Source organism: Pseudomonas sp. KCJK9058 (assembly GCF_046230975.1).
Taxonomy (GTDB): domain Bacteria; phylum Pseudomonadota; class Gammaproteobacteria; order Pseudomonadales; family Pseudomonadaceae; genus Aquipseudomonas; species Aquipseudomonas alloputida.
In genome coordinates, this window is the sequence record NZ_JBJJLR010000015.1 from 75,225 (window position 1) to 99,882 (window position 24,658).

Consider the following 24,658-nt stretch of genomic DNA (forward strand, 5'->3'; position numbering starts at 1 on the left):
GCTGTACTGGTGGGAGCGGGCAAGCCCGCGAAGGGGCGCAAAGCGGCCCCAATCATTTATGATGCAGATATCCGCCTTGTAGCCTTATGGGAGGGCACTGAAATGGCCCAGGAACTCTACACCCGCACCAACCAGAAACTGTTCTTCGCCGGCCTCGCCCTCGAGTCCATGGCCAAGGCTGAACAAAGCCAGGCCATGAATGCCCAAGGCCTGGTCCAGGCTGAGCGCGAGTCGGCGCTGTTCCACCTGTATGGCGCTCTGTTGGGGCTGTGCCATGAAATCGGGGGCTTCTATCGCCTGCCGGTCGTCGCAACGGTGGAGCAAGCCCTGGCCGACGATGCCCTGAACGGTATCGCCATCCCGGAAGTGGCCGAGTTGCTGGAGCTGGCTCGCCAACGCGAAACCTGGCTGGCGCAAATGCTCGGTGCTTATGCCGATTTGTTCCGACCACCGGTCGCCAGAAAAGCGCCGAAAACCGACGTTACCCAGCCTCTGATTCAAGCCGTCAATCTTGATGAGCCTGAGCATCCAGCGCTGTCGCGTGCCGAGCTGGAAAGCTGGCGCAACGACCTCAAAAGTTTGGTGAGACGTTTCCGCGACGCGTTGAGTGAGTGCTGATAGCCGCAACGGCTGGTACAATAATCGCCTTTCGCGGAGAACTGCCATTTATGTCTACGTCTTTTCTGGAAATTGTCGAGTTGCCTGATGGCCGCATCGAACTTCGTCGCGCCGAGGATGAGGGCTCTCTGGTAACCCTGGATTTCTCGGAAGACGCCAAGGTGTTCCTGCAGGGTCAGCATGTGGAAGTGGCCAAGGCCATGCTCAGTGTGGGCGTGCAGATGGCCGGTCGCCTGATGGATGGCGAGCTCGAGCGTGATGAAGGGCCGCGTGTGCTGCACTGAGTGTGCGGCAGCGTATCAGGCTATTTGAAGTGACAGGCAAAGCCTGAACATCAGCCGAGGCGGATGTTCAGGCTTTGTGCGTTTCCGGCACTGGCTGCACCTAGCAGTTGCTGGCGTGCAGTGGCATTGACGTTGCCCAGCCAGCTCACCACGGTGTGGCTGAGGCCCAGGCGCAAAGCCTCACAGGCCAGCTGCAGCGCGCTTTGATTGCTGCGGGGTTGCAGCAGCAGAATACGTTCACGGTTGAGCCCGGCATCGCGCAGCCAGGCCTGGGTCAGGCTTGGCGGTGGGGCGATCAGGGTCAGCCAGCGGGCCTCGTCCTCTTCGCTCAGCTCGCGCAGCACGGGCGCCAGCAGGCTTTGGCAGTGGCCAGGGGCGCCGCGCAGCGACAGTTCGCTGAACAGCTCGGGCTGGCTGCTCTTGCGCGCCGGTTCCCTGGCTTTCAGGCCTGGCAGCACGGGCTGGGCGAGGAATGCTTCGAACAGGGGCAACTGGACTTGCTCGGGTGCGTGAATGAACTGCTGCATGACGCCTCCTGGATCAGCGGCGAATGACGCCGACGCTCAAGCCCTCGATCACCAGCTCCTGTTCTTTCAGGTCGACTTCGATGGGGGCGAATTCGGGGTTTTCGGCAAGCAGCCAGACTTTGCTGCCTTCACGCTTGAAGCGCTTGACGGTAACTTCGTCGCCGATGCGCGCCACCACGATCTGGCCGTTACGGGCTTCACGGCAGGTGTGCACCGCCAGCAGGTCACCGTCGAAGATGCCGACGTCCTTCATGCTCATGCCGTGTACGCGCAGCAAATAGTCGGCTTGGGGGTGGAAGAAGGCAGGGTTGATGTTGCAGGATTGCTCGATGTGCTGTTCGGCAAGAATCGGCGCACCGGCAGCGACCCGGCCGATGATGGGCAGGCCGGTTTCTTCGGCCTTGGCTTCCAGGCCAGGGATGCGGATGCCGCGGGAAGCGCCCGGCGTCATTTCGATCGCGCCCTTGCGGGCAAGGGCCTTGAGGTGCTCCTCGGCGGCATTGGGCGACTTGAAGCCCAGCTCCTGAGCAATCTCGGCGCGGGTAGGCGGGAAGCCGTTGTCTTCCAGGCAGCGCTTGATGAACGCGAGAATTTCGGCTTGGCGTGGCGTCAGTTTCAACATGGTAAGCGCTCTGTCTTTTTGTACAGTGACTGGGATTATATACAGTACTGAGTGCGCTGCAAGCCAAAAGCCGCAATAAACAGAAGAGGTGGCGCTTGCAGTGGGCCGGCTGGCGCTTTTAAATGGCGACCGCCCAGTCACCGAGCCTTGACAGAAGCAGGGCTGAAACGTATGTTTCAAACACCTGTTTGTCTGGCGGAGTAGTCGGAGTAGTCATGGCCCAATCGGAAACCGTTGAACGCATTCTCGATGCTGCCGAGCAGCTGTTCGCGGAAAGGGGGTTCGCCGAAACCTCGTTGCGGCTGATTACCAGCAAGGCCGGGGTCAACCTGGCGGCAGTCAACTATCATTTCGGCTCCAAGAAGGCGCTGATCCAGGCTGTTTTTTCGCGTTTCCTCGGCCCATTCTGCGCCAGTCTCGAGCGTGAGCTGGAGCGCCGTCAGGCCAAGCCGGAGCAAAAGCCCAGCCTTGAAGAACTGCTGGAAATGCTCGTAGAGCAGGCGCTGGCCGTGCAGCCGCGTAGCAACAACGACCTGTCGATCTTCATGCGCCTGCTGGGTCTGGCGTTCAGCCAGAGCCAGGGTCACCTGCGGCGCTATCTGGAAGACATGTACGGCAAGGTGTTCCGCCGCTACATGCTGCTGGTGAACGAGGCTGCGCCACGCATTCCGCCACTGGAACTGTTCTGGCGTGTGCACTTCATGCTGGGTGCCGCGGCCTTCAGCATGTCCGGTATCAAGGCCTTGCGGGCGATTGCCGAGACTGACTTCGGCATCAATACCTCGATCGAGCAGGTGATGCGCCTGATGGTGCCGTTCCTGGCGGCAGGCATGCGCGCTGACAGCGGTGTGACCGACGAGGCGATGGCCACTGCGCAGCTGCGTCCGCGAACCAAGACCAGTTCGGCTACCGCCAAGGCCTGAAGGCTGGGCGTGGCGGGGCGCTTCCGCTAAGCTAGCGCCCATGCCCTATCTCGATCTACTTCACATTTCCCTTGCTGACCAGCGCCTTTATGGCTTCGCCTGTGGCCAACAGCGCGTGTCTGCCGGTGTCTGCTGCCCCCCGGTGGGCTTCTCTCTGTCTTCAATGAAGGATTACCCATGACTGTCAGCCTGCAAGGCTCCCTGATGGTGGATATCGCCGGTAAATGGCTGACCGCCGAAGACCGTCAACTGCTTCGCCAGCCGGAAGTGGCTGGCCTGATCATCTTCGCCCGCAATATCGACAGCCCGCGCCAGGTGCGCGAACTGTGCGCGTCCATCCGCGCCATTCGCCCCGAGCTGATCCTGGCAGTGGATCAGGAAGGTGGTCGCGTACAGCGTCTGCGCCAGGGCTTTGTGCGCCTGCCGGCCATGCGTGCGCTGGCCGATAACGACAATGCTGAATACCTGGCTGAACAGTGCGGCTGGCTGATGGCGACCGAGGTACTGGCAGTTGGCCTGGACCTCAGCTTCGCTCCGGTGCTCGACCTGGACCACCAGCGTAGCGCCGTGGTGGGCAGCCGCGCCTTCGAGGGTGACCCGCTGCGTGCAACGCGACTGGCCGGCGCGTTCATCCGAGGCATGAATGCGGCAGGTATGGCCGCGTGTGGCAAGCATTTCCCGGGGCATGGCTGGGCCGAAGCCGATTCGCACGTGGCCATCCCCACCGATGAGCGCAGCCTGGAACAACTGCGCCAGGCCGACCTGGTGCCGTTTACCCGCCTGAGTGGGCAGCTGGCGGCAGTGATGCCGGCGCATGTCATCTACCCGCAGGTTGACAACCAGTCCGCTGGCTTCTCGCGGCGTTGGTTGCAGGACATCCTGCGTGGCGAGCTGGGCTTTGATGGGGTGATTTTCAGTGATGACCTGTCGATGGCCGGTGCGCATGTGGTGGGCGACGCGGCCAGCCGTATCGAGGCGGCGCTGAGCGCCGGTTGTGATATGGGCCTGGTGTGCAATGACCGGGCGGCGGCGGAGCTGGCGCTGAGTGCGGCGCAGCGCATGAAGGTCAAGCCATCGCCGCGGATTGCCCGGATGCGTGGGCAAGGGTTTGCGCGGACCGATTATCGCCAGCAGCCGCGCTGGCTGGAGGCGTTGGGGGCGTTGAAGGAAGCTCAGCTGGTCGATTGACTGCGCTGGCCTGTTCGTTCCCACAAGTCGGGTTTACCTGCGAATACGGTAGCGGCGGCAACGGTGAACGGCGGGTGGAGATTGGCCAGCAGGCCCGGCCCTTTCGCGGGTAAACCCGCTCCTACGACGGCCTGCGTCCAACCTCCGATGTGTGCCCACCACCAATTGCGTTGTAGGAGCGGGTTTACCCGCGAATACGGTAGCGGCGGCAACGGTGAGCGGCAGGTGGAGATTGGCCAGCAGGCCCGGCCCATTCGCGGGTGAACCCGCTCCTACGCTGTATCCCCCTTTGGCCTACCGCCCGCGCTTACCGGGCAATGGCGCAAACAGGGCCTCGATTTCTTCATCGCCAAGCCGCCATTGCCCAGCCTGCCCGCCGTCCAGCAGGCTGGCCGCCAATGCAGCCTTTTCCTGCTGCAACAACTGGATCTTCTCTTCCACCGTACCCCGGGTAATCAGCTTGAACACGAACACCGGCTTGTCCTGGCCGATGCGGTAGGCACGGTCGGTAGCTTGGTTTTCGCTGGCCGGGTTCCACCAGGGGTCGAAGTGGATCACGGTGTCCGCCGCCGTCAGGTTCAAGCCTACGCCCCCTGCCTTGAGGCTGATCAGGAACACTTCGCTTTCACCTTGCTGGAACTGCTGCACTGGCGCGCGACGGTCGCGAGTATCACCGGTCAGCAAGCTGTAACGGATTTTGCGCTTCTCAAGCTCCTGCTCGATCAGCGCCAGCATCGAGGTGAACTGTGAGAACAACAACACCCGGCGCCCTTCGCTGAGCAGTTCTTCGAGCATCTCCAGCAGCGCACCCAGCTTGCCCTTATCGGCCTGGTTGCCTTTGCTTTCTACCCCCTTGACCAGGCGCAGGTCACAGCACACCTGGCGCAGCTTGAGCAACGCATCGAGGATCACGATCTGGCTGCGTGCGGCGCCATTGCGGGCGATTTCGTCGCGGACTTTCTGGTCCATGGCCACTCGCACGGCTTCGTACGTATCGCGCTGGGCATCACTGAGCTCGACCCAGTGCACCATCTCGGTCTTGGCCGGCAGTTCTGTGGCTACCTGCTCCTTGGTGCGGCGCAGCAGGAACGGCCGGATGCGGCTGGCCAGGTGGGCCATGCGCTCGCTGTCACCGTGGCGCTCGATCGGGTTGCGGTAATCCTGGTTGAAGCGCTTCAGGTCGCCCAGCCAGCCGGGCATCAGGAAGTGGAAGATCGACCACAGTTCGCCCAGGTTGTTTTCCATTGGCGTGCCGGTCAGGCATAGGCGCTGCCCGGCCTGTAGCTCGCAGACGGCGAGGGCAGCCTTGCTGCTGCTGCTCTTGATGTTTTGCGCCTCGTCCAGTATCAGCACGTGCCAGGCCTGGGGGCGCAGCTGTTCCAGGTCGCGTGGCATCAAGGCGTAAGTGGTCAGGACCAGATCGTACTCATGGAGTTTGGTGAAGTGCTTGCTGCGCCCCGGCCCATGCAGTGCCAGGACGCGCAGGTCGGGGGCGAAGCGCTGGGCTTCGTCCAGCCAGTTGGGTATGAGGCTGGTCGGCATGACTGCCAGGGCCGGTGCATTCAGGCGCCCGGACTGTTTCTCCAGCAGCAGATGGGCCAAGGCCTGCAGGGTCTTGCCCAGGCCCATGTCGTCGCCGAGGATACCGCCGGTACCCATCTCGCGCAGGGCCTGCAGCCAGTTCAAGCCTTGCTGCTGATAGGGGCGCAAGCTGGCCTGCAGCCCTGTGGGCGGTTCTACCTGCAGGTCCCGGGCATCGCGCAGGCGCCGGCCCAGATCGCGTACGTGCTCGCCACCTTCCCAGTGCAGGGGCAGGCCTTCTATTTCGTTCAGGCGCGCGGCGTCGGCGCGCTCCATGCGCAGGGACGGGCCTGCCGTGTCCTCGTGCAAGTAGAGCTCGCCCAGGGTGCCCATGACTGCCTTGATGCGGCCATAGGGCAGGGCGACGCGCAAAGCCGGGGCATCGAGACGGCCGCGATTGAGGTCGATCAGCAGGTGTTCATCATCGCTGCGCCGGGCCAGTTCGCTAGGGCGTAGCAGCTCCGGGCTGCTGCGCAGCAGGTGCAACACGATCGGCAGCAGGCTGTGGCGCTGGCCATCGACCACGATGCCGAGTTCCAGGTCGAACCATTCATGGCCAGGCGCTTCGTCGATGGTTGCATACCAGTCGTCCACCTCCTGCAGGTTGAAGGCGAAGTCGCGGTGAATATCGATGTCCCAGCCGGCTTCGCGCAGGCGCGGCAGGCCTTCGCGGGCAAAACGCAGCCAGGCTTCGTCGTCAGGCAACTGGTGCATTTCGCCGGCGCTGTCGGGTAGGGCCTTGCTCTGTCGTGTGGCGGGCTTGAAGCCGAAATCGCGCAGCACCTTGCGCAGCGCCTGCTCGGCTTGAGTCTGGCGGCGAATGCGCTGGCTGGTGCTGCCTGCCAGGCGGGTCAGCGGCTTTTCGTCGGTGCCGCTGGCCTGCAAGCCGTCATAATCGAACGCCAATGCGGCGCGGTGTTGCATTTGCCGTTGCATGCGACCGGTTTTCGGCATGTAGGCGGTGTATTCAAGGCTGCCGAGAGCAAGAAGGGGCTTTGGCTGGATGTTATCGAGCAACTGCTCCTGCACTTGCGTCGGGGTCGGCACCTTATGGCTGAGGGCATTGAGCTTGTGGCTCAGGGGTACGACCAGGTGTTCCGGCACGTCGGGTGCAATAGTCAGCTGTACGGCGACGTGGGGATCCAGGCTGTGCTCGACCTTGCCCACTTCACGGGTCGGCAGGTCCAGGTAGTAAAGCGGCAGCAGCGGGATGACGCAGCGCAGCATCGCTTCGCCGCTGTACCACCGCCCCCGGTAATTTCCGTTGTCCAGGCGTACCCAGCGAAACTCGGCGTGGCGCACCGGGCCTTCATGAAGCAGGGGGAGGTCGGTGTCGAAGAACATCCGCCCGGTTTCGAGGGCGCGCTGGAACAGCTCGCCACCTTCATGGCCCTTCAGTCGGTAGCCGCGATCCTGGCCGCCGCCCTGATTCAGGGCCGAGAGCAGGCGCAGAATGCGGATGTCTTCGTCTGTTACGAAGCGCGGTGGCTCGTAGAGGAAATCGTAAAGGGACTGGACGCGGCTGAAGCGGATGCCGTCCTCCGTTCGCGTGCCCTTGCGCACAAGCAGGGCGCAGCCCGCATCGTCGGTGAGCTGCAGCTGATAGCACACCATGCGCCCGCGTTTGTCTTCGGTCGCGTCGGTCTTGGGTGGGGCCTGCTCCAGGCCGCTCAACCAGTGCTGCAGTTCGGCGGACAAGGCGCCCGGGTTGGCTTGCGTGTCCTTACTGCTGGAAAAGCGCTCGCTGACGCAGAAAAGGACAGCGGCGCAATGCTTGCAGTTTTGCCGTACCGGGCAATCGCAGTCACCGCGCACATGGCACCGGCCGCCCGCTACGTGCAACTTGATGTGTTGCCGGTAGTGGTTGTTGCCGCTCCCCTGGCAACTGGCCGTTATGGTTGGCCCATGAATGCCTTCCAGTTCGGCCCTGCCTTCCTCGGCATAGCGCTCACCGCGCTGCAGGGCAGCTTTGCTGAACGATTGAATCCAGTTCGGATAGGCGTTCACCATTTCGGCGGCATCGTCCTTCATGGGCTTACTGCTCCATCATCTCCGGGTCCATCACCGGCATTTTCGGCGTGCCTGGTGGGGTCACCTTCAGCAGCACCGCCAGGTGCCCGCCGTCGAGAAAGGTCAGCTGGCCGCCCTTGACGTTGCTGTTGCTTTGCCTGAACTGCTCGCTTTGCAGCACGTTGCCGTTGCCATCCAGCTGGTTGACCCAGAAGTTGGCCTCGACGGTAATGAAGCGGCCTTCAGCGATGCTCAGGTTGCCTTCGATAGGGAAGTGCCCGAACTGTTCGGTGCCTTCGCCCAGGGCGATGCGGCTGGGTTCGCTGCCCACCTGCTGTTGCCAGGCCTTGTGCATCAGCACCGTGTAGTCGGCGGTGGCTTCCAGGCGGGTGGCTTCATCTTCCAGTGCTGGGGGGCGCTCGGCCTCTTTCGCCAGGCGTGGGGCGCCAGCGCTCCAGTCTTCGGGGGCGAACGGGCTGGTGAAGGCGGGCACGCTGTTCTGCCGCACCAGAATCATTTCTACCTGATACAGGCCTTCGGCGAAGGCCGCTGGGGCGAACAGCGCCAGCAGCAGGGTCAGGCAACGGATAGCACGCATGAGTCTTCCTTAGGCAGGCTGTGGGGTCAGGCGCTCGAACAGCGCCTCCAGGGTATTGAAACGTTCGTCGGGTCGTTCCATCGGTACCAGGAAGCGGAACTGGGTGGCGCCTTCGAACTTGTAGCGTTTGGGTTGACCCTGGATCAGCTTGATCAGGGTCAGTGGGTCGACCGGTGTTTCGGCTTCGAACTCGAGCTTGCCACCGTTGGGCCCCGCATCGACTTTCTTGATGCCGAGCTTTTCCGCGTGCAGCTTGAGTGACGTCAGGCGCATCAGGTTCTTGGTCGGCTCTGGCAGCAAGCCGAAGCGGTCGATCATCTCGACCTGCAAGTCCTTGAGGCCTTCTTCGTCGGCAGCCGAGGCAATGCGTTTGTACAGGATCAGGCGCGCATGCACGTCAGGCAGGTAGTCCTCGGGGATCAGTGCCGGCAGGCGCAGGTTGATCTCCGGGCCGCCACCCAGGGGTTGCTCAAGGTTCGGCTGGGTACCTTTTCGGATTGCCTTGACCGCACGTTCGAGCATTTCCATGTACAGGGTGAAGCCCACTGCCTGGATCTGCCCGCTCTGGCCTTCGCCCAGCAGCTCGCCGGCACCGCGGATTTCCAGGTCGTTGGTGGCCAGCACAAAGCCTGCGCCAAGGTCTTGCGTGTTGGCGATCGCCTCCAGGCGTTTTTCGGCGTCGGCGCTCACCTTCTGACGGGTAGGTGTGAGCAGGTAGGCGTAGGCCTGGTGGTGACTACGGCCAACCCGGCCACGCAGCTGGTGCAGCTGGGCCAGGCCGAACTTGTCGGCGCGCTCGATGACGATGGTGTTGGCGCTGGGCACGTCGATACCGGTTTCGATAATGGTCGAGGCCACCAGCACGTTGAAACGCTTGTGGTAGAAATCGCTCATCACCTGTTCCAGCTCGCGTTCGCGCATTTGCCCGTGGCCGATGCCGATGCGTGCCTCGGGCACCAGCTCGGCAAGGTCGGCGGCGCATTTTTCGATGGTTTTCACATCGTTGTGCAGGTAATACACCTGGCCACCGCGCAACAGTTCGCGCAGCAGCGCCTCCTTGACCGTGCTCTTGTTCTGTTCCATGACGAAGGTGCGAACCGACAGGCGGCGTGCTGGCGGCGTGGCGATGATCGACAGGTCGCGCATGCCCGCCACCGCCATGTTCAGCGTGCGCGGAATCGGCGTGGCGGTCAGGGTGAGGATATCGACCTCGCTGCGCAGCGCCTTCAGCTGTTCCTTCTGGCGCACGCCAAAGCGGTGCTCTTCATCGATGATGGCCAGGCCCAGGTCTTTGAAGCGCACGTCGTCCTGCAGCAGCTTGTGGGTGCCGATGAGGATGTCGATCTTGCCTTCGGCAAGGTCCGCGGCGGCGGCGGCCACTTCCTTGGCCGACTTGAAGCGGCTCATCACTTCCACGGTCACGGGCCAGTCGGCAAAGCGGTCGCGGAAGCTGTTGTAATGCTGCTGGGCAAGCAGGGTGGTGGGCACCAGTACGGCCACCTGGCGGCCACTGTGCACGGCGATGAACGCCGCGCGCATGGCCACTTCGGTCTTGCCGAAGCCCACGTCGCCGCAGACCAGGCGGTCCATTGGCTTGGGTGCCAGCATGTCGGCGCGCACGGCCTCGATGGCGGCCTGCTGGTCCGGGGTTTCCTCGAACGGGAAGCCGGCGCTGAAGGTGGCGTAGTCGGCGGACGGGTCGGCAAACGCGTAGCCCTTGCGCGCGGCGCGGCGGGCATAGATGTCGAGCAGTTCGGCGGCCACGTCGCGGACCTGTTCGGCGGCCTTGCGCTTGGCTTTCTGCCAGGCCTCCGAACCCAGCCGGTGCAACGGTGCCAGGGCGTCGTCGCTGCCGGTGTAGCGGGCGATCAGGTGCAGGTTGGCCACTGGCACATACAGCTTGGCGTTCTCGGCGTATTCCAGTGTCAGGAATTCGGCAGCCTGGCCGTCGATTTCCAGGGTGGCCAGGCCCAGGTAGCGCCCGACGCCATGGTCGATGTGCACCACCGGCGCACCTTCGCGCAGCTCGGTGAGGTTCTTGATGACCGCGTCGTTGGCGGTTTCGCCGCGCTTGTCACGGCGCCGGCGCTGCATCACCCGCTGGCCGAACAGTGGGCTTTCGGCAATCAGCGCCAGCCCTGGATCGTCCAGCAGCAGGCCGTCGTCCAGCGGGGCGATGGTGATCGCCAGGCGCTCGGCACCGGTAATGAAATCGTCCCAGCCTTCGACGGTATGCGGGCGCAGCTTCAGCCGTTCGAGCAGTTCCAGCAGCACTTCCCGGCGACCCGCTGATTCGGCGGTGAAGAGCACGCGGCCGGGGAACTGGTCGAGGAAGTTGGCCAGCTCGGCCAGCGGCTGGTTGGCCTTGGCCTCGATGGCCAGGTTGGGTAGGGCGCGCGCCGGGAAGCGCTCGCGGCCCACGCCAGGCTCGAGCGCTTCGCTGCTGACCACCACCCGGGGCCACTGCTTGAGCCGGGCGAAGCAATCTTCCACCGGCAGGAACAGCTCGGCCGGCGGCAACAGCGGCCGGCTGAGGTCGCCGCGGCGGTCTTCATAGCGCCCGCGCACGTCGTTCCAGAAGTGCTCGGCGGCCTGTTCCACACCGGGTAGCGAGAACACCTGGGTGTCGGTCGGCAGGTAGTCGAACAGGGTCGAGGTTTCTTCGAAGAACAGCGGCAGGTAGTACTCGATACCGGCGGGGATGATGCCGCTGGCCAGGTCCTGGAAGATTGCACTGCGGCGGAAGTCGACGTCGAAGCGCTCGCGAAAGCGTGCCTTGAAGCGGGTCACTTCTTCCTTCTGCATCGGGAATTCGCGTGCCGGAAGCAGGCGCACCGAATCCACCTTGTCGATCGAGCGCTGGGTCTCGGGGTCGAAGGTGCGCAGCGTTTCGATCTCGTTATCGAACAGGTCGATGCGGTAGGGCAGCTTGCTGCCCATGGGGAACAGGTCGATCAGCGCGCCGCGCACGGCGAACTCGCCATGCTCGTAGACGGTGTCGACACAACGGTAACCGCTGGCCTCCAGGCGCAGGCGCATCTGTTCCACGTCGATGGTCTGGCCCACATCCAGCACCAGGCTGCTGCCCAGCAGAAAACGCGTGGGTGCCAGGCGGTGCAGGGCGGTGGTGATCGGCACCACGAGGATGCCGTGGCTCAGCTCCGGCAGGCGGTACAGGCTGGCGATGCGCTGGGAGATGATGTCCTGGTGCGGCGAGAACAGGTCGTAGGGCAGGGTTTCCCAATCGGGGAACGGCAGCACTGGCAGGTCTGGGGCAAAGAAGCGCAGCTCCTGCTCCAGACGGTCGGCGGCCTGGCTGTCGGCCGTCAGCAGCAGGGTGAAGCGGCCAGCGCTGCTGGCGGCTTCGGCGATGGCAAGGCTGAGGGCGGCACCGGGCAGGTTGCCCCAGGTTTGTTTGCCGGCCGTGGCCGACATTTGCGGTAGGCGCAGAACTGACACGGGAGATTGCACTCCAAGCGTTGCGGCAAAGAGACCGATTGTACCGGTGACAGTGCCGGCTGTCAGGCTCGAAAGGGCATGAACGCTGGCTTGCGTCACTGTGACAGGCACTCATTGCCGGTTCCGCGTTGGGGCGTCATAATGTAGCCCCTTTTTTCTGTCCCTACATGTGGAAGGTTCCCGTGACTCAGAAGCCCGACCAGTGTCTTGGTGAGTGGATTGATCGTGAAGCCCTGGCTGAAGCGATGATCCCGCTTATCGGTCAGCTCTACCGCAATAACAATGTGGTGAGCTCGATTTATGGCCGCAGCCTGATCAACCGTTCGGTTATCTCGATCCTCAAGGCGCACCGCTTTGCGCGCCACCGCCAAACCGACGAAACCGAACTGTCCGTCCACGAGACATTCCCCCTGCTCAAGGCCATGAGCGAGCTGAAACTGGGCGCCGCATCGGTCGACCTGGGCAAGCTGGCCAACAAGTTCAAGCAGGAAGGCAATGGCCGCACTGCCGAGCAGTTCGTCCGTGAAGAGCTGGCCGACGTGGTCGGTCAGCAGAACGCTTCGGCGCGCAAAGGCACCGACGTTGTCCTGTACGGCTTCGGTCGCATCGGCCGCCTGCTGGCGCGCATCCTGATCGAGAAGACCGGTGGTGGTGACGGCCTGCGTCTGCGTGCCATCGTCGTGCGCAAAGGCGCTGAAAACGACCTGGTCAAGCGTGCCAGCCTGCTGCGCCGTGATTCGGTGCACGGCCCGTTCGATGGCACCATCACCATCGACGAAGCCAACAACACCATCACCGCCAATGGCAACCTGATCCAGGTTATCTACGCCAAGAGCCCGAGCGAAGTCGACTACACCCAGTACGGCATCGACAATGCGCTCATCGTCGACAACACCGGCGTATGGCGTGACGCCGACGGCCTGGGCCAGCACCTGGCCTGCCCGGGTGCTGCCCGCGTGATCCTCACCGCACCTGGCAAGGGCGCGCTGAAGAACATCGTGCACGGTATCAACCACGGTGACATCACTGCCGATGACAAGATCATCTCGGCGGCCTCCTGCACCACCAACGCCATCGTGCCGGTGCTCAAGGCCATCAACGACCAGTACGGCATCGTCAACGGCCACGTCGAAACCGTTCACTCGTTCACCAACGACCAGAACCTGATCGACAACTTCCACAAGGGCAGCCGCCGTGGCCGTGCCGCGCCGCTGAACATGGTAATCACCGAAACCGGCGCCGCCACCGCTGCTGCCAAGGCACTGCCAGTGCTGAAGGGCAAGCTGACCGGCAACGCGATTCGTGTTCCGACGCCGAACGTTTCGATGGCCATCCTGAACCTGAATCTGGAAAAGGCCACCACCCGCGACGAGATCAACGAGTACCTGCGCCAGACCGCCATGCACTCGGAGCTGCACAAGCAGATCGACTACGTGGCTTCGCAGGAAGTGGTTTCGACCGACTTCGTCGGCTCGCGCCATGCCGGTGTGGTTGACGCAGAGGCGACCATCGCCAACGACAACCGCGTTGTTCTGTACGTCTGGTACGACAACGAATTTGGTTATAGCTGTCAGGTGGTTCGTGTGATGGAAGACATGGCCGGTGTGAACCCGCCAGCGTTTCCACGCTGATTCGCTTGTAAGGCAATGAAAAAACGGGAACCTTCGGGTTCCCGTTTTTTTTATTCTGAATGTGTGTTGTCAGTGTCGGCCCTTTCGCGGGTAAACCCGCTCCTACAGGATTATCGCTGCCCCTGTAGGAGCGGGTTTACCCGCGAAGAGGCCAGCACTGGCAACCGAGAAACCCTACTGTGCGCACAGCTCTACTGTTCATACTGCTGCTCCTCACCGCCTGCAACCAGGGCCCCACCCTGGAGCGCCTGGGTGGCCCGACCATGGGCAGCAGCTACAGCATCCAGTACGTCCGCGAGCCTGGTGGCCCGGAGCCGGCCCAGGTGCAGAGGGCGGTGGAAACCATCCTGCACGACATCGACCACCACTACTCGACCTACCGCGGCGATTCCATCGTAAGCCAGTTCAACCGCTTACCTGCCGGCCAGTGCCTGGCCCTGCCGCCTGACATGCTCGCGTTGGTCAGCCTGGGCCAGCACCTTGCCGAGCAGAGCGATGGCGCCTTCGACCTCACGGTAGAGCCATTGCTCGACTTGTGGGGCTTCGGCCCTCAGGCCCGTCACCAGCAGGTGCCCGAACCACAGGCACTGGCCCAGGTACGCCAGCGCGTGGGTTACCAGCACTTGCGCGTCAAAGGTCGAGCCCTGTGCAAGGATGCCCCGGTGCAGCTCGACTTCAACAGCATCGTCGCCGGCCATGCTGTCGACTTGATCGCTGCGCGCCTGCAGGCCATGGGTGTCAGCAGTTTTGTCGCCGAGGCCACTGGCGAGCTGAAGGCGGTTGGCCGCAAGCCTGACGGCAGCCCTTGGCGTATTGCCCTGGAACTGCCCCGCGAAGACCGTCAAATCGCCCGCCAGATCATCCCGGTCAATAGCCTTTCAGTATCAACCTCGGGTGACTATCGGCACTATTTCGAGCAGAATGGCCGGCGCTATTCGCACACCTTCGATGCCCGCCTCGGGCGCCCGGTCGAACATGACCTGGCTGCCGTTACGGTGCTGGACGCCTCAGCACTGCTGGCCGATGGCTATTCGACGCTGCTACTCATCCTGGGCCCACAGCAAGGCTGGGATTTTGCCGTGGCGCATGACTTGGCTGCGGTTTTGGTGACTCGAGCAGAGGGAGGCTTCGTCTCCCGAGCTACGCCCGCGTTCGAACGGGCAGTGAAAGGCCAGTGAAAGCACAAGCAGGGATGATTGCCGCCACGGAATGGGTGAAGCATATGTAGTGCGGGCAAAATTGGCCTACGACGCGACCAAGGGTTAATGTGCGCGGCGTTCAGGGTTGATTAGACTGCACCCGAATTTTCTCATGGCGCCCCGGCGGCATGATCGTGCCCCGCGAGCGACCGTGGCTTGCGGGCCAGTTCTGAAGGAGTACGCATGGCTGTCTACAACTACGACGTAGTGGTGCTGGGTTCCGGCCCGGCCGGTGAAGGCGCGGCAATGAATGCCGCCAAAGCAGGGCGCAAGGTAGCGATGGTCGATGACCGTCGCCAGGTCGGTGGCAACTGCACCCACTTGGGTACCATTCCGTCCAAGGCACTGCGTCACTCGGTGCGGCAGATCATGCAGTTCAACACCAACCCGATGTTTCGTGCCATCGGTGAGCCGCGCTGGTTCTCGTTCCCGGACGTGCTGAAAAGCGCCGAGAAGGTCATCGCCAAGCAGGTGGCATCGCGCACCGGCTACTATGCCCGTAACCGCGTCGACGTGTTCTTCGGCACCGGCAGCTTTGCCGACGAGCAAACCGTGGAAGTGGTGTGCCCGAACGGCGTGGTCGAGAAGCTCAACGCCAAGCACATCATCATCGCGACCGGCTCGCGCCCCTACCGTCCGGCCGACATCGACTTCCACCACCCGCGCGTGTACGACAGCGACACCATCCTCAGCCTCAGCCATACCCCTCGCAAGCTGATCGTGTACGGTGCCGGCGTGATCGGTTGCGAATACGCTTCGATCTTCAGTGGCCTGGGCGTATTGGTCGAGCTGGTCGACAACCGTGGCCAGCTGCTGAGCTTCCTCGACTCGGAAATTTCCCAGGCGCTGAGCTACCACTTCAGCAACAACAACATCACCGTGCGCCACAACGAAGAGTACGAGCGTGTCGAAGGCCTGGACAACGGGGTGATCCTGCACCTCAAGTCGGGCAAGAAGATCAAGGCCGACGCGTTGCTGTGGTGCAACGGCCGTACCGGCAACACCGACAAGCTGGGCCTGGAAAATATCGGCATCAAGGTGAACAGCCGCGGTCAGATCGAGGTCGACGAGGCCTACCGCACCACCGTGCCGAACATCTACGGTGCCGGCGACGTGATCGGCTGGCCAAGCCTGGCCAGTGCCGCCCATGACCAGGGCCGGTCGGCCGCTGGCAGCATTGTCGATAACGGCAGCTGGCGCTTCGTCAACGACGTGCCGACGGGTATCTACACCATTCCCGAGATCAGCTCGATCGGCAAGAACGAGCAGGAGCTGACCCAGGCCAAGGTGCCGTACGAAGTGGGCAAGGCCTTCTTCAAGAGCATGGCGCGTGCGCAGATCGCCGGCGAGCCGCAGGGCATGCTGAAGATCCTGTTCCACCGCGAAACCCTGGAAATCCTCGGCGTGCATTGCTTCGGCTACCAGGCTTCGGAGATCGTCCACATTGGCCAGGCGATCATGAACCAGCCGGGTGAGCAGAACAACCTGAAGTACTTCGTCAACACCACGTTCAACTACCCGACCATGGCCGAAGCCTATCGGGTAGCTGCCTATGACGGCCTGAACCGGCTTTTTTGAGCGGCTCCGACCGGTGGCCTGAGCCGGTCGGAGAGACCGATTTCAACCCTACCCGAGGGTGGTCTTGGCCAAACCGGGAAAGTCTGTAATCAGGCTGTCCACACCAAAGTCAGCAAGCCGGCGCATCAGTGCCGGCTCGTTGACCGTCCACACGGACACATGCAAACCCTGGCCCTGTGCTTTGAGCAGGCGCTCGGGGGTGCACAGCGTCCAGTTCAATGCCAGCAGTTCGCAGCCGTAGTTCTGTGCCACCTTCAGCGGGTCGAGCCAGGCGTATTCGGCCACCAGCCCGCGCTTCACATCTGGCACCAGTTCCTGGGCGGCGCCCAGTACTTCGCGTGAGCTGGAGGTGATGGTCACCTTGTCCAGCAGGCCATATTGCTGGGCCAGTTCACGGATCGCCAGGACGGTGGTGGCCGCGCGGGTGCGCGAGGCGCTTTTCACCTCCAGTTGCCAGTGTTCGAACGGGCATTTTTCGAACAGCTCTTCCAGTTTCGGGATGGGGCAGGGCTGCACATGGCCCGGGCCGCCTTTGCGGGCATCGATCTTGACCAGTTCGGCGGCCGGGTGCTCGACCACTTTGCCGCGCCGGCCCGTGGTGCGCTTGAGGGTGGGGTCGTGGATGACCATCAGTTCGTTGTCGGATGACAAGTGCAGGTCAAGCTCGCAGCGGGTCACGCCATGGGACAGGCATTGCTGAAAGCTCTTCAGGGTGTTCTCGGGTGCTTCGCCCTTGGCGCCGCGATGGCCGTAGATCAGGGTCACGTTCGTTCCTTCAAATCAGGGAGAAATTGGCTCAGGAGGCGGGGTCGTTCAGTTCCAGCTGCTGGCGCCGTTGCTGTTGCTGGCGCTGCAGGATGTAACGCGCCAGCAGTTGTCGTTGGGCATCGGTCATGTCGATGAACTCGGTGCCGACTTCGAAGCCGCCCTCCGGGCGAGGGTCGCAATGGGTGATCTTGCCGCGCAGCAGCAGGCCATGGGCGCGCGGCATCAGCACCATTTTCACTTTCACCCGGGTGCCGGGGGCAATCTGTGTGGCTTGGGCGGATTCGATGCCGCCTTCGGAAATGACCACCGGCAGCGGCTCGCCGACCTCGCCAAGCAGGGTTTGTGCAACCACCGCGCTGAGCAAGTCGAGACGCTTGTTCTGTGCCCGCAGGAACGCGGCGAGGGTGCGGTCCTTGTCGCTTAGCTGGCGCAATAGGTGTTGCGACTCGAAGTCGGACAGGTGCAGCTCGCTGAGCAGGTTGAACAACGGCGAATCATCTTGCAACACATCTGGTTCAAGGGCTTCGGCCGCGCTAAGGGGGCTTATTTGAAGTGCGATCCGATCTTCGATGCGGTAGTATTCGCGGCGATCTTCTTCGTCTAATGTCGTCATGGCGAACCCAAGGTAGCGGCGGTGGTCCGAGTGTAAAGCCGCCGTAGGCGCCTCGCCACAAGGACGTTCCCTTTCATCCGAACAAGCCCCGACATGTTCAGACCTCTTTTCGCATTCATCGGCACGCGTTATACCCGTGCCAAACGTCGCAATCACTTCGTCTCGTTCATTTCCCTGACCTCGATGATCGGCCTCGCCCTGGGCGTGGTGGTAATGATCGTGGTGCTGTCGGTGATGAACGGTTTCGACCACGAGATGCGCACCCGCGTGTTGGGGATGATTCCCCATGCCACGCTGGAGAGCGGCCAGCCCATTGCCGACTGGCAGGCCCTTGCCCAACAAGTAAAGCAGAATCCGCAGGTGGTGGCGGTTGCACCGTTCACCCAGATGCAGGGCCTGCTGACCCATGATGGCAAGGTGCAGAAGGTGCTGCTCAACGGCATCGACCCTGCTCGCGAGCGCGAGGTGTCGATCATCGACAACTTCGTCCTGCAAGGCCGCCTGGACCAGTTGGCGCCGGGCGAGTGGGGCATCATGATCGGCGACAAGGCGGCGGCCAAGCTGGGCGTTGCCATCGGCGACAAGCTCACCTTCGTCGCCCCCGAGGTCAGCGTGACCCCCGCTGGCATGTTCCCGCGCATGAAGCGCTTCACCGTGGTCGGCACCTTCCACGTTGGCGCGGGGGAGATCGACGGCTACCTGGGCCTGACCAACATCAGTGACCTGTCCCGCCTGCACCGCTGGAAGCCCGACCAGGTCCAGGGCCTGCGCCTGAAGTTCGACGACCTGTTCCAGGCGCCGCGCGTAGCCTGGAGCATCGCCCAGCAGCTGGGCGAGCAGGAGTTCTATAGCCGTGACTGGACCCGTACCCACGGCAACCTGTACCAGGCGATCCGTATGGAAAAGGCCATGATCGGCCTGCTGTTGCTGCTGATCGTGGCGGTGGCGGCGTTCAACATCATTTCCACCCTGGTGATGGTGGTCAACGACAAGCGCGGCGACATCGCCATCCTGCGCACCCTGGGCGCCACGCCCGGGCAGATCATGCTCATCTTCATGGTCCAGGGCACGGTGATCGGGGTGATCGGTACCCTGATCGGCGCCGTCGTCGGGATCTTCGCGGCCCTGAACGTGAGCGCGGCGATCGCCGGCATCGAGACACTGATCGGCCACAAGTTCCTCAACGCCGACGTGTACTTCATCGATTACCTGCCGTCGCAGATCCTGGCCCAGGACGTGTACATGGTCTGCGGTGCGGCACTGGTCCTGAGTTTCTTCGCCACCCTGTATCCGGCCTGGCGTGCGGCCCGCACCCAGCCTGCAGAGGCGCTACGTTATGAGTGAGTCGCGCATGAGTGATAAAGCCGTTCTGAGTTGCCGCAACCTGGGCAAGTCCTACGACGAGGGCCCGGAGTCGGTGCAGGTGCTGTCCGGGCTCAACCTGGAGCTGCAGGCCGGTGAGCGGGTGGCCATCGTTGGCAGTTCCGGCTCGGGCAAGAGTACCTTGCTCAACCTGCTGGGCGGCCTCGACCGGCCGACCCAGGGTAGCGTGTGGCTGGCTGGCGAAGAGCTGTCGGCACTGGGCGAGCGTGCCCGTGGCCTGCTACGCAACCGCGAGTTGGGCTTTGTCTACCAGTTCCACCACCTGCTGCCGGAATTCACCGCCATCGAGAACGTGTGCATGCCGCTGCTGATCGGTCGAACGCCCATCCCCGAGGCCCGGGAGCGTGCCGAGGCGCTGCTCAAGCGGGTAGGCCTGGGCCACCGCTTGAACCACAAGCCGGCCGAGCTTTCCGGCGGCGAGCGCCAGCGTGTGGCGATTGCCCGGGCGCTGGTCAACCGCCCCGGCCTGGTGATGCTCGACGAGCCGACCGGTAACCTCGACCACCACACCGCCCAAGGCATCCAGGAGCTGATGCAGGAGCTGTCCAGCGCTTCGCGCACGGCATTCCTGGTGGTCACCCACGACCTCAACCTGGCGCGGCAGATGGACCGTGTGCTGAAGCTCGACGATGGCCACCTGGTGGCCATCTGATCGACTGCCGGGGTGGCAGGTGCTGCCCCGTTTTCCTGTTTCCATTGGGTGATTTCGTACATGTTCAGACCCTTGCCCATCTTTATCGGCGCGCGCTACACCCGAGCCAAGCGTCGCAACCATTTCATCTCGTTCATTTCGATGACTTCGATGATCGGCCTGTCGCTTGGCGTGCTGGCGATGATCGTGGTGCTGTCGGTGATGAACGGCTTCCAGCGCGAAATGAGCTCGCGCATTCTCGGCCTGGTGCCGCATGCCGCCATCCTGGGCGTGCAGCCGCTGGACGATTGGCACAAGGTGGCCGACGCCGCCATGAAGAATCCGGCGGTGATGGCTGTGGCGCCGATTACCGAGATGGAAGGCATGCTGTCGTACAAGGGCGCCATGCAGCCGATCCAGGTGGGTGGTATCGACCCGGCCGAGGAGGGCAAGGTTTCCATCGTTGGCCAGCACATCGTCCAGGGCCGCCTGCAGGGCTTGCAGCCCGGTGAGTTCGGTGTGGTCATCGGCGAGCTGACCGCACGCCGCTTCCGCCTGAACACCGGCGACAAGCTGACCTTGATCGTGCCGGAAATCAGCAAGGAACCGGGTGGCATCACCCCGCGCATGCAGCGCCTCACCGTGGTCGGCATCTTCAAGGTCGGCGCCGAGCTGGATGGGTCGCAGGCCTATATCCATGTTGCTGATGCAGCTGAGATGCAGCGCTGGGCGCCGGGCCAGGTGCAAGGTGTGCGCCTTAAGCTGCACGACCTGTATGCCGCTCCGCAGGTGGCCAAGGCGATTGCTGCCGGGCTTGGGGACGCCTACCGGGCTGATGACTGGTCGCATACCCAGGGCAGCCTGTTCAGCGCCATGAAGATGGAAAAGACCATGATCGGCCTGTTGCTGATGATGATCATCGCGGTAGCGGCGTTCAATATCATCGCCACCCTGGTGATGGTGGTGAACGACAAGGGGCCGGACATTGCCATCCTGCGTACCTTGGGCGCCACGCCGGCGCAGATCATGGGCACGTTCATGGTCCAGGGCAGCCTGATCGGCATTGTCGGCACGCTGATTGGTGGCGTACTGGGCGTGATTGCGGCGTTCAATGTCAGCCAGATCGTCGGCTGGCTGGAGCGGGTGAGCGGGCAGCACATCTTTACGTCGGATGTGTACTTCGTCAGCAGCTTGCCGTCGCAGTTGCAGTGGGGGGATGTGGCGATCATCTGCACCGCCGGCCTGGTGATGAGTTTCCTGGCGACCCTTTACCCGGCTTACCGGGCGTCGCAGGTGCAGCCGGCGATTGGCCTGGCGGTTTGATGTTTGCCTGAGATCCTGGGGGCGTAAAGCGCCCCAAGGTTACCGATCTTGAGCGAACTCGATCACGAATCGGGTCCACCCACCCTCGCACTCCGCCCGTATGCACCCGCCATGGGCCTGCACGATCGACCGGGTAATCGCCAGGCCCAGCCCCGCATGCTCGCTGCTGCCTTCCCGCCGCGCCGGGTCCACCCGGTAGAAACGGTCGAAAAGCCGCGGTAGCGCCGCCGGGTCGATAGCCAGCCCGGTATTGGCCACGTTGATCGTCGGCCCCGGCCCCAGGGTTACCTTGATCTGTCCTCCTGCCGGGGTAAAACGCATGGCGTTGTCCAGCAGGTTGGACAGCGCCCGGCGCAGCATATGCCGGTCACCGTGCAGTACGGCTTCACCCTCGCGCAGCATCTGCACGTCGCTGTCTTCTGCCAGAGGCGCGTAGTACTCCAGCAGTGCATCCACCTCGTCATGCAGCGCCAAAGGCGCGTGCCCCGGTACCAGAAGGCCGTGGTCGGCCTTGGCCAGAAACAGCATGTCGTTGATCATCTGCGCCATCCATTGCAGTTCTTCCAGGTTGCCATGCAGCGCCTCTCGGTATTCTTCGAGGCTGCGTGGGCGGGTGAGGGTGACCTGGGTGTGGGTCAGCAGGTTGGACAGCGGCGTACGCAACTCGTGGGCGATATCGGCCGAGAACGCTGACAGGCGCTGGAAGGCATCGTCCAGGCGCTGCAGCATCGCGTTCATGCTGCTGGCCAGCTCGGCCAACTCTTCGGGCATCTGCGCCACCGGCAGACGGGTGGTGAGCGAACGCGCTGACACGCTGGCGGCCACCTGGCCCATCTGCCGCAATGGGCGCAGGCCGCTGCGGGCGGCCCAGGCACCCAGTAGTGCGGTGGTTAGCGCCGACAGGCCGACCGTCAGCCAGATCAGCCGTTGCATGCCCTGCAGGAAGTGCTGGTGGTGGGTGATGTCGAGGTACAGGGTCAGTCGCGGCGACTGCATGGCGCCCTGTTTCAGGGGCACGGACAGGCTGCGGTAGTCGATGCCTTGCGCATGCAGGGTGGCCAGCCCGGTGGCCAGCGCTGCTTGCGGCAGCCCGCTGCGGCTTTCGAACCAGGTGGCGCCATTGCTGGCGCTGATACGCAAGGCCAGGTCGGCCTGGTGACTCAGTTCATCGCGCAGGGCAGGCAGGCGGGCCTGGAGCTCATCAGCCGTGCTGACATCAGCCAGTTGCGTACGAAACAAGGACAGGCGCGAGTCCAGCAGTTGTTGGTCAAGTTCGACGAAGTGCTGCTCGCTGGCCCGGCTGAATAGCAGGCCGGCGCCTAGCGAGACGGTGGCCGTGCAGGCGGCGAACAGCAGGGCCAGGCGGCTGCCGAGGGAAATCCGGCGCATCACTCGGCGCGCTCTTCGAGTACGTAACCCATGCCCCGTACGGTGTGGATCAGCTTGTTGGGGTGCGGGTCGTCGATTTTCAGGCGCAGGCGGCGGATGGCCACTTCGATCACATTGGTGTCGCTGTCGAAGTTCATGTCCCACACCTGCGAGGCGATCAGCGATTTTGGCAGCACCTCACCCTGGCGGCGCAGCAGCAGCTCAAGGAGTGAGAACTCCTTGGCGGTCAGGTCGATGCGCAGCCCGGCGCGCTCGGCGCGGCGGCGGATCAGGTCCAGGCGCAGGTCGGCCAGGCTCAGGGTCGTGTCCTGGCTCGGGCTGGTGCCACGGCGCAGCAGGCTGCGTACCCGGGCCAGCAGTTCGGAAAAGGCGAACGGCTTGACCAGGTAGTCGTCGGCGCCCAGTTCCAGGCCATGCACGCGATCCTCGACGGCGTCGCGGGCGGTCAGGAACAGCACTGGCGTATCCAGGCCTGCCTGGCGCACGGCCTGAAGAATCTGCCAGCCGTCGCGGCCAGGCAGCATCACGTCGAGGATCAGCAGGTCGTGGTCGCCGGTCAGGGCGAGGAACTGGCCGGTCTCGCCATCGGTAGCCAATTCGGTGGCAAAGCCGGCCTCGCTCAGGCCTTGGCTCAGGTACTGGCCGGTGCGGGCCTGGTCTTCGACGATCAGCAGTTTCATGCACTGTCCATATTCTGAAAGATTGTGCGTAGCCTATGGCGTCGCTTTACTGCTAGCACAGGGGCAATGGGATGGGTGAAATGATACGTGACGATGTGCCGGCCCGCCCAAGCTGACAAAGTTGTAATGTGCCTGTCAGGTAACTGCCAGTTGCCCCCGGCTAATGTGGCTTAATCCCGATTGTGTAATCCCGGAGTCATCATGAAACACCTGTTCATTGCCGCCACCCTTATCCTGGGCAGCCTGCCGGCTTTCGCTGGCCAGGCGCAGAGCTTCGCCTTTGGCGAGCCTGCCCCGGCGGCCCAGGCCACCCGCACGGTCAACGTGGTGCTCAAGGACATCGCCTTCGAGCCAAAAAGCCTGCAGGTAAAAGCCGGCGAGACGGTGCGCTTCGTGCTGGTCAACGAGGGCAAGCTGCCGCACGAATTCAACCTGGGCGACAAGGCCATGCATGCCGAACACCAGAAGGAAATGGTCGCCATGCAAGGCAAGATGTTCACCGAGGCGATGAACCACGAAGGCATGGATCACGGCAAGATGATGAACCACGGCCAAATGATGGACCATGGTGACGGCCATGGTCACGGGAGTGGCAACACTGTGATGGTCATGCCCGGCCAGCGCGCCGAACTGACCTGGACCTTCCGCCAATCCGCGCCCATCGAGTTTGCCTGCAACGTGCCGGGGCATTACCAGGCGGGTATGGTCGGGACATTGACCATTGAGTGACTGGCCCTGCAAGGCGGTGTGCAAAACCGGTAGACTAGGGGCATTTTCGAACCTCTAGGTCAGTTTCCATGCATCCCGCTGCCGAACATTCCCCGCTGGGCAAGTCCAGCGAATACATCGCCACCTACTCCCCGGAGCAGTTGTTCCCGATCCCGCGTACTGCCAAGTGGGCCGAGCTGGGCGTCACTGCACAGACCTTGCCCTGGCAGGGGGTGGATTACTGGAACTGCTTCGAGCTGAGCTGGCTGCTGCCTTCGGGCAAGCCGGTGGTGGCGATCGGCGAGTTCGCCATCCCGGCGGACTCGCCAAACATCATCGAGTCCAAGTCATTCAAGCTGTACCTCAACTCGCTGAACCAGACGGTGTTCGCCTCGCTGGACGCGTTGCAGGCATGCCTGGAAAAAGACCTGTCCGCCGCTGCCGGCAAGCCGGTGGGGGTGAAGGTGCGCACCTTGGCCGAGGTTGAAGCCCAGGGTGTGGTGGCGTTACCGGGGCAGTGCATCGATGCACTGGATGTGGCCATCAGCAACTATGAGCAGCCGCAGCCAGAGCTGTTGCGCTGCGACCCGGCGCGGGTGGTGGAAGAAACCCTGCATAGCCATCTGCTGAAGTCCAACTGCCCGGTCACCGGCCAGCCGGATTGGGGCAGCGTGGTGGTTGAGTACAAGGGCAGGGCGCTGGACCATGCCAGCCTGCTGACCTACCTGATCAGCTTCCGCCAGCATGCCGACTTCCATGAGCAGTGTGTGGAGCGGATTTACCTGGACTTGAAGAATCTGCTGCAGCCGGAGCACCTGACGGTCTATGCACGTTATGTGCGCCGGGGTGGGCTGGACATCAACCCGTATCGTAGCACCGGGGCTATCAGCCCGGATAACAAACGCCTGGTACGGCAGTAATACAGGGGGGCCGCTTAGCGGCCCC

The 24,658-nt window shown here is 63.2% G+C and carries 21 protein-coding genes; 12 read left to right on the forward strand and 9 right to left on the reverse strand.

The genetic code is table 11. The annotated features are described in order from the left end of the window. Positions 1–102: 102 nt before the first annotated feature. Both ACK59Z_RS11090 and ACK59Z_RS11095 read left to right on the forward strand, forming a co-directional pair. Positions 103–618 (forward strand): DUF6586 family protein, encoded by a 516-nt coding sequence (locus ACK59Z_RS11090; protein ID WP_003248773.1) that lies wholly within the window; start codon positions 103–105, stop codon positions 616–618. A 50-nt stretch (positions 619–668) separates the two neighbouring features. Further along, positions 669–902 carry a hypothetical protein gene (locus ACK59Z_RS11095; protein WP_003248777.1) on the forward strand — a complete coding sequence of 78 codons (234 nt, stop codon included), beginning with the start codon at positions 669–671 and terminating at the stop codon, positions 900–902. A 50-nt stretch (positions 903–952) separates the two neighbouring features. On the opposite strand, the gene sulA is transcribed toward ACK59Z_RS11095, so the two are convergent. Continuing rightward, complete coding sequence (gene sulA / locus ACK59Z_RS11100) at positions 953–1,429, reverse strand: SOS-induced cell division inhibitor SulA (RefSeq protein WP_108190596.1); 477 nt, start codon at positions 1,427–1,429, stop codon at positions 953–955. Between the two features lie 13 nt (positions 1,430–1,442). Further along, entirely contained in the window at positions 1,443–2,051 is a 609-nt protein-coding gene (gene lexA / locus ACK59Z_RS11105) for a transcriptional repressor LexA (RefSeq protein WP_003248781.1), read from the reverse strand. A gap of 215 nt (positions 2,052–2,266) precedes the next feature. Between lexA and ACK59Z_RS11110 the strand changes: the two genes are divergently transcribed. Beyond that, on the forward strand, positions 2,267–2,974 hold the full coding sequence (locus tag ACK59Z_RS11110) for a TetR/AcrR family transcriptional regulator (RefSeq protein ID WP_003248784.1): 708 nt from the start codon (positions 2,267–2,269) through the stop codon (positions 2,972–2,974). 189 nt (positions 2,975–3,163) lie between these two features. Then, a complete protein-coding gene (gene nagZ, locus ACK59Z_RS11115) occupies positions 3,164–4,162 on the forward strand; it encodes a beta-N-acetylhexosaminidase (RefSeq protein WP_409293004.1) in 999 nt (332 codons plus the stop codon). A 294-nt stretch (positions 4,163–4,456) separates the two neighbouring features. Here the strand turns inward: nagZ and ACK59Z_RS11120 are convergent, their stop codons facing one another. Genes ACK59Z_RS11120 through mfd form a run of 3 tightly spaced genes read right to left on the reverse strand, consistent with a single transcriptional unit; the run spans position 4,457 to position 11,810 of the window. Continuing rightward, complete coding sequence (locus ACK59Z_RS11120) at positions 4,457–7,774, reverse strand: DEAD/DEAH box helicase (protein WP_019752113.1); 3,318 nt, start codon at positions 7,772–7,774, stop codon at positions 4,457–4,459. Between the two features lie 4 nt (positions 7,775–7,778). Further along, positions 7,779–8,351, reverse strand: a complete 573-nt coding sequence (locus ACK59Z_RS11125) for a CsiV family protein (RefSeq protein ID WP_003248789.1) — start codon at positions 8,349–8,351, stop codon at positions 7,779–7,781. Between the two features lie 9 nt (positions 8,352–8,360). Further along, positions 8,361–11,810: a transcription-repair coupling factor gene (mfd, locus tag ACK59Z_RS11130; RefSeq protein ID WP_012053155.1), complete on the reverse strand. Its 3,450-nt coding sequence runs from the start codon at positions 11,808–11,810 to the stop codon at positions 8,361–8,363. Positions 11,811–11,977: 167 nt separating this feature from the next. Between mfd and ACK59Z_RS11135 the strand changes: the two genes are divergently transcribed. From ACK59Z_RS11135 to sthA, 3 genes are all read left to right on the forward strand, one after another. Beyond that, positions 11,978–13,441, forward strand: a complete 1,464-nt coding sequence (locus ACK59Z_RS11135) for a glyceraldehyde-3-phosphate dehydrogenase (RefSeq protein ID WP_010953137.1) — start codon at positions 11,978–11,980, stop codon at positions 13,439–13,441. 179 nt (positions 13,442–13,620) lie between these two features. Then, complete coding sequence (locus tag ACK59Z_RS11140) at positions 13,621–14,619, forward strand: FAD:protein FMN transferase (protein ID WP_012053154.1); 999 nt, start codon at positions 13,621–13,623, stop codon at positions 14,617–14,619. A 204-nt stretch (positions 14,620–14,823) separates the two neighbouring features. Next, positions 14,824–16,218: a Si-specific NAD(P)(+) transhydrogenase gene (sthA, locus tag ACK59Z_RS11145; RefSeq protein ID WP_003248797.1), complete on the forward strand. Its 1,395-nt coding sequence runs from the start codon at positions 14,824–14,826 to the stop codon at positions 16,216–16,218. A 48-nt stretch (positions 16,219–16,266) separates the two neighbouring features. Here sthA and ACK59Z_RS11150 read toward each other — a convergent pair whose 3' ends face one another. After that, on the reverse strand, positions 16,267–16,983 hold the full coding sequence (locus ACK59Z_RS11150; RefSeq protein ID WP_004576988.1) for a glycerophosphodiester phosphodiesterase: 717 nt from the start codon (positions 16,981–16,983) through the stop codon (positions 16,267–16,269). Between the two features lie 31 nt (positions 16,984–17,014). Beyond that, positions 17,015–17,599, reverse strand: coding sequence for a PilZ domain-containing protein (locus ACK59Z_RS11155; protein ID WP_003248801.1), 585 nt, complete (start codon positions 17,597–17,599; stop codon positions 17,015–17,017). Positions 17,600–17,692: 93 nt separating this feature from the next. Here ACK59Z_RS11155 and ACK59Z_RS11160 point away from each other — a divergent pair, with 93 nt between their 5' ends. The 3 genes from ACK59Z_RS11160 to ACK59Z_RS11170 are packed head-to-tail and all read left to right on the forward strand — an operon-like array spanning position 17,693 to position 20,936. Then, entirely contained in the window at positions 17,693–18,943 is a 1,251-nt protein-coding gene (locus tag ACK59Z_RS11160; RefSeq protein ID WP_003248802.1) for a lipoprotein-releasing ABC transporter permease subunit, read from the forward strand. Positions 18,944–18,950: 7 nt separating this feature from the next. Then, positions 18,951–19,634, forward strand: a complete 684-nt coding sequence (gene lolD, locus ACK59Z_RS11165; protein WP_014753922.1) for a lipoprotein-releasing ABC transporter ATP-binding protein LolD — start codon at positions 18,951–18,953, stop codon at positions 19,632–19,634. Between the two features lie 60 nt (positions 19,635–19,694). Next, positions 19,695–20,936, forward strand: a complete 1,242-nt coding sequence (locus tag ACK59Z_RS11170) for a lipoprotein-releasing ABC transporter permease subunit (RefSeq protein WP_003248806.1) — start codon at positions 19,695–19,697, stop codon at positions 20,934–20,936. Positions 20,937–20,975: 39 nt separating this feature from the next. Here ACK59Z_RS11170 and cinS read toward each other — a convergent pair whose 3' ends face one another. Together cinS and cinR are read right to left on the reverse strand one after the other, a co-directional pair. Further along, complete coding sequence (gene cinS / locus ACK59Z_RS11175; protein WP_108190593.1) at positions 20,976–22,328, reverse strand: two-component system sensor histidine kinase CinS; 1,353 nt, start codon at positions 22,326–22,328, stop codon at positions 20,976–20,978. Then, positions 22,325–23,005 (reverse strand): two-component system response regulator CinR, encoded by a 681-nt coding sequence (gene cinR / locus ACK59Z_RS11180; RefSeq protein WP_003248810.1) that lies wholly within the window; start codon positions 23,003–23,005, stop codon positions 22,325–22,327. Before cinR ends, cinS begins: the two co-directional genes overlap by 4 nt. Before the next feature lie 201 nt (positions 23,006–23,206). Between cinR and ACK59Z_RS11185 the strand changes: the two genes are divergently transcribed. Next, positions 23,207–23,734 (forward strand): plastocyanin/azurin family copper-binding protein, encoded by a 528-nt coding sequence (locus ACK59Z_RS11185; RefSeq protein WP_108190592.1) that lies wholly within the window; start codon positions 23,207–23,209, stop codon positions 23,732–23,734. A 68-nt stretch (positions 23,735–23,802) separates the two neighbouring features. Continuing rightward, positions 23,803–24,633 (forward strand): NADPH-dependent 7-cyano-7-deazaguanine reductase QueF, encoded by an 831-nt coding sequence (gene queF, locus ACK59Z_RS11190; RefSeq protein ID WP_012053150.1) that lies wholly within the window; start codon positions 23,803–23,805, stop codon positions 24,631–24,633. The last annotated feature ends 25 nt before the right edge of the window (positions 24,634–24,658 follow it).

Coding starts and splice junctions, on each gene's coding strand:
- ACK59Z_RS11090 (WP_003248773.1), top strand. CDS start 103: ATGGCCCAGGAACTCTACACCCGCACCAACCAGAAACTGTTCTTCGCC.
- ACK59Z_RS11095 (WP_003248777.1), top strand. CDS start 669: ATGTCTACGTCTTTTCTGGAAATTGTCGAGTTGCCTGATGGCCGCATC.
- sulA (WP_108190596.1), bottom strand. CDS start 1,429: ATGCAGCAGTTCATTCACGCACCCGAGCAAGTCCAGTTGCCCCTGTTC.
- lexA (WP_003248781.1), bottom strand. CDS start 2,051: ATGTTGAAACTGACGCCACGCCAAGCCGAAATTCTCGCGTTCATCAAG.
- ACK59Z_RS11110 (WP_003248784.1), top strand. CDS start 2,267: ATGGCCCAATCGGAAACCGTTGAACGCATTCTCGATGCTGCCGAGCAG.
- ACK59Z_RS11120 (WP_019752113.1), bottom strand. CDS start 7,774: ATGAAGGACGATGCCGCCGAAATGGTGAACGCCTATCCGAACTGGATT.
- ACK59Z_RS11125 (WP_003248789.1), bottom strand. CDS start 8,351: ATGCGTGCTATCCGTTGCCTGACCCTGCTGCTGGCGCTGTTCGCCCCA.
- ACK59Z_RS11135 (WP_010953137.1), top strand. CDS start 11,978: ATGTGGAAGGTTCCCGTGACTCAGAAGCCCGACCAGTGTCTTGGTGAG.
- sthA (WP_003248797.1), top strand. CDS start 14,824: ATGGCTGTCTACAACTACGACGTAGTGGTGCTGGGTTCCGGCCCGGCC.
- ACK59Z_RS11155 (WP_003248801.1), bottom strand. CDS start 17,599: ATGACGACATTAGACGAAGAAGATCGCCGCGAATACTACCGCATCGAA.
- ACK59Z_RS11160 (WP_003248802.1), top strand. CDS start 17,693: ATGTTCAGACCTCTTTTCGCATTCATCGGCACGCGTTATACCCGTGCC.
- lolD (WP_014753922.1), top strand. CDS start 18,951: ATGAGTGATAAAGCCGTTCTGAGTTGCCGCAACCTGGGCAAGTCCTAC.
- ACK59Z_RS11170 (WP_003248806.1), top strand. CDS start 19,695: ATGTTCAGACCCTTGCCCATCTTTATCGGCGCGCGCTACACCCGAGCC.
- cinR (WP_003248810.1), bottom strand. CDS start 23,005: ATGAAACTGCTGATCGTCGAAGACCAGGCCCGCACCGGCCAGTACCTG.
- ACK59Z_RS11185 (WP_108190592.1), top strand. CDS start 23,207: ATGAAACACCTGTTCATTGCCGCCACCCTTATCCTGGGCAGCCTGCCG.
- queF (WP_012053150.1), top strand. CDS start 23,803: ATGCATCCCGCTGCCGAACATTCCCCGCTGGGCAAGTCCAGCGAATAC.